A 3,804-nucleotide genomic window follows, 5' to 3' on the forward strand; every position below is an offset into this window, starting at 1 on the left:
ATCTGTAGGATCGTTCAACTGATCAGGAAAATGCTTAAATGATCAGTGTTAGCTTCTGTGGCGGGTTTTATTCGTTTATAACTTAATGCATGTTAGATGAGTGCATGTTGGAGCGATGGTTATCATATGAGTAACCGCGCTCCTTTTCTAATTTGATTTTTGACGGGTACTGTTGACCGTCGTAACCCGCGGAACCGCTTCCCATTGAGCTGCATGCCGTTATAGATAACGCTATGAATATTGCTAGAAAAATTTTCATATGAACTCCCAAGTTCTTTTCCTTTATCGCTCCTTCATTACGCAGTTAAAATGGCAAGGGATCATAAGCTTGCTCGAGTTTGCTAAATAAATAACTTAGCTATATTGTGCTTCAAACCAGCTCTCTAGAATTACAACGGCTGATTGATTATCGACGTTACCTTTACTTAGCGCTTTATAGCCGCCCATTTCAAAAAGGTCGGCCCTTGCTTCTGTCGTAGAAAGTCTTTCATCATGCAGTTCAACATCCACACCAAAGCGTCCTTTAAGACGGTTAGCGAATTTCTTCGCTCTGGGTGTAATAGCTGCTAGATCTTTACCATGAAGGTCGGTCGGAAGGCCAACCACGATAAGATTTGGCTGCCATTCCTTAATTTGCTTCTCGATATCGTCCCAGTTAGGGATGCCATCTTTGGCTTTAAAAGCTTTTAGAGGGCTTGCGGTGCCCGTGATTTCTTGTCCGATCGCACTGCCGATACTTTTTGTACCGTAGTCAAATGCCATAATTGTTCGTGACATGGGGTTTCCAAATTTATCTGTGTTGAGAGTGTTTATTTATTTTATGGAGCTAATTTGAGCTAGGCGTGTCCAGCGTCTGCTGAAAGCTGAGCCGCGTTAATACCTAACATTTGCACGGCAACTTTCCAGCGATCCGAAATTGGCGTGTCGAAGATAACCTTTGGATCGGCCTCAACGGTTAGCCATGAGTTTTCAGTCAGCTCGATTTCCAGTTGTCCTGGTTCCCATCCTGCATAACCAAGCGCGACCAGATAATGCATAGGTTCATCTTCTGTCCCTAAGACCATCAGAATATCTTTCGAGGTTGTTACCGAGATTTGATCCGTCATGTTGATGCTGGATTGATAACTGCCTTTGGGTTTGTGCAAAATAAACCCACGATCTTCTGCAACTGGCCCACCATTAAGTACTGGCTTATCAAGGCTTGCTTGGTTGGGTTTCGGCTGTTCAGAATCAACCTCAACTTGCTTAAGCATGCTGCCGACAGTGACATCGATAGGAGCGTTGATCATCAAACCCATCGCACCTTCGTCATTGTGCTCACAAAGATAGATCACCGAATTTTGAAAGTATGGGTCTTTCATTCCGGGCATAGCGACCAGAAAGTGGTTCGTTAAATTCATAGAGCCTCCTGCCAGTGTGTTCCCAGTAAAGGAAAAAGAGCGGCGTAAAGCCGCTCATTGTTCTTTGCCTAGATATTTTTGTGTTTTCGAATAGCTAAGGCTTTCTTTAGTTTAGGCTATTTAGCGTTAACGCGACGCTCAATTGCATCCATTAATTTACCTGTAACTGAAATATCAAAAGCGGCTTCAATTTCACGGATACAAGTAGGGCTAGTCACGTTAATTTCAGTCAGCTTGTCGCCGATAACATCAAGCCCAACAAAGATTAAGCCTTTCTCTTTCAGTGCAGGAGCAACTGCTCTTGCGATAGCCCAGTCTGTTTCACTTAGAGGACGAGCTTCACCTGTACCGCCAGCAGCTAGGTTACCTCGAGTTTCCCCTTTCGCCGGAATACGCGCTAGGCAGTAAGGCATTGGTTCACCGTCAACCACAAGAATACGCTTATCACCATTGCTGATGTCTGGAACAAAGGTTTGTGCCATTGCGTAGTTTTGACCGTGGTTGGTCAAGGTCTCAATGATTACCGAAACGTTAGGATCGCCTTCCTTCACACGGAAGATAGACGCGCCGCCCATGCCATCAAGTGGTTTTAGGATCACGTCACCGTGCTCTTCTCGGAACGCTTTAATCTTTTCAGCTTTACGAGTCACGATGGTGGTTGGTGTCAGTTCAGGGAACCATGCCGTGAACAACTTCTCGTTACAGTCACGTAAGCTTTGTGGCTTGTTTACGATCAGTGCGCCGTTCTCTTCAGCACGCTCAAGAATGTAAGTCGCGTAGATGTACTCAGTATCAAACGGAGGATCTTTACGCATCAGAACCGCATCTAAATCGGATAGCGCGATAGTCTGTTCTGATTTGAACTTGTACCAACCGTTTGGATCTTCTTTTAGTTCAACAACCTTAGTGTCAGCAATGGCTACGCCTTGATCTAAATGTAGATCATCCATTTCCATGTAGTGGATTTCGTAACCACGACGCTGAGCTTCAAGCATCATGGCAAAGCTAGAGTCTTTTTTGATGTTAATGGATGAAATTGGATCCATTACGATGCCAAGTTTGATCATTTCTTTCTCCTAGCCTAGATCGCCAAAACGGACTTGTAAGGCAGTAATTGCGGTTAGAGCAGCAGTTTCGGTACGAAGTACACGTGGACCGAGTAGCGTCTCTTCAAATTTGTATTGTTCTGTCATGCCGATTTCTTCAGCGGACAGTCCGCCTTCAGGACCGATCAATAGGCGCACCTTACTGATGGGTTCTGGAAGGGTGTTAATTGAGTATTTTGCTCGAGGGTGCAGGTTTAGCTTCAACGCTTCACTCGGTTCGCTGCACCACTCTTCAAGCTGCATGATTGGGCGAATAACCGGAACCGTATTGCGACCAGATTGTTCACATGCAGCGATAGCAATCTTTTGCCACTGCGCGAGCTTTTTCTCGAAGCGTTTAGTATCAAGCTTAACGCCACAGCGCTCTGAAATCAGAGGGGTAATGGTGTTTACACCAAGCTCAACCGATTTCTGAATCGTGAACTCCATTTTGTCGCCACGTGAAATCACTTGGCCTAAATGTAAGTCTAACGGAGATTCGCTGCTACGTTCGATACGCTCAGTAACATTAACTGTGACGTTCTTTTTTGATACTTCAGCAATTGTCGCAGGGAATTCAGCGCCACTGCCATCAAATAGAAGAACATCTTGACCTTCTTTCATACGAAGGACTCGACCAACATGACCCGCGGCATCTTCGCTAAGAGCGAGTGAACCTAACTGATGAATGCGTTCTGGGTGATGGATACGAGGGATTCTCATGCTGGTAAACCTATAAATAGTGTCATTTGGGTATTTTGTCTCTGCCTAACATGGATGCTTTTAGTTGAAAAAACAAGGGTAGCGCAAGAGTTTCAGGGGCAATTCTGAAACTCTTGTTTGAGATGGAGGCAATTGGAGATGTTGGTTGCCTGAGTCGTGTTATTTACAAGCAGGAAAAACAAACGGGTTGTGATTACCTTGGATCGCATAGATTCGCTCATCACGAGTACATTCCCACTTATCGACAGGGAATTGCTTGTTCCACGCCATCATCAGGTTGGTTTGCTGCTTAGAGAGCTTGAAGCCATACTCTTGGCTCATGTAAAGATAAGTACGCGCGATAGAGCCTTTTGCTCTGTCTGGCGGCATCACTTTGCGCTGCTTGAAGTTGACCTGCATTTCACACTGGCCATAGCTCACGCCATCCATGCCATTCCACTGGCTGAAATTGTAGTTGGAGCGATCACCGTTAACCTCGCCAATTGCCGGAGTCAGGTTGTGAAGATCGGCTTCCATCGATTTGAATATTTTGTCATTGCGAGGGCTTTGTTGCGTAATTCAATGGAACTAAATCAAGAACCTACGATCTGATCAGC

General features: G+C 45.2%; 4 protein-coding genes and 1 pseudogene. All 5 read right to left on the reverse strand.

The window, feature by feature from the left end; all coding sequences use genetic code 11:
- Window positions 1–354: 354 nt before the first annotated feature.
- Entirely contained in the window at window positions 355–777 is a 423-nt protein-coding gene (gene ruvX / locus AB6E08_RS22730; protein ID WP_004735480.1) for a Holliday junction resolvase RuvX, read from the reverse strand.
- 59 nt (window positions 778–836) lie between these two features.
- Window positions 837–1,400 (reverse strand): YqgE/AlgH family protein, encoded by a 564-nt coding sequence (locus tag AB6E08_RS22735; protein ID WP_102340779.1) that lies wholly within the window; start codon window positions 1,398–1,400, stop codon window positions 837–839.
- 116 nt (window positions 1,401–1,516) lie between these two features.
- The gene (gene gshB, locus AB6E08_RS22740) at window positions 1,517–2,467 is read right to left on the reverse strand and encodes a glutathione synthase (RefSeq protein ID WP_102394124.1); all 951 of its coding nucleotides are present in this window, start codon (window positions 2,465–2,467) and stop codon (window positions 1,517–1,519) included.
- Window positions 2,468–2,476: 9 nt separating this feature from the next.
- Window positions 2,477–3,208 carry a 16S rRNA (uracil(1498)-N(3))-methyltransferase gene (rsmE, locus tag AB6E08_RS22745; RefSeq protein WP_372067411.1) on the reverse strand — a complete coding sequence of 244 codons (732 nt, stop codon included), beginning with the start codon at window positions 3,206–3,208 and terminating at the stop codon, window positions 2,477–2,479.
- A 159-nt stretch (window positions 3,209–3,367) separates the two neighbouring features.
- Window positions 3,368–3,748, reverse strand: a pseudogene (locus tag AB6E08_RS22750) (endonuclease); the annotation flags it as partial.
- Between the last annotated feature and the right edge of the window lie 56 nt (window positions 3,749–3,804).

Source organism: Vibrio sp. 10N.247.310.24 (assembly GCF_041467175.1).
GTDB classification, from domain to species: Bacteria; Pseudomonadota; Gammaproteobacteria; order Enterobacterales; family Vibrionaceae; genus Vibrio; species Vibrio tasmaniensis_A.

Excerpts from the sequence above, each read along its gene's own strand:
- ruvX (WP_004735480.1), bottom strand. The coding sequence starts at position 777 with ATGTCACGAACAATTATGGCATTTGACTACGGTACAAAAAGTATCGGC.
- AB6E08_RS22735 (WP_102340779.1), bottom strand. The coding sequence starts at position 1,400 with ATGAATTTAACGAACCACTTTCTGGTCGCTATGCCCGGAATGAAAGAC.
- gshB (WP_102394124.1), bottom strand. The coding sequence starts at position 2,467 with ATGATCAAACTTGGCATCGTAATGGATCCAATTTCATCCATTAACATC.
- rsmE (WP_372067411.1), bottom strand. The coding sequence starts at position 3,208 with ATGAGAATCCCTCGTATCCATCACCCAGAACGCATTCATCAGTTAGGT.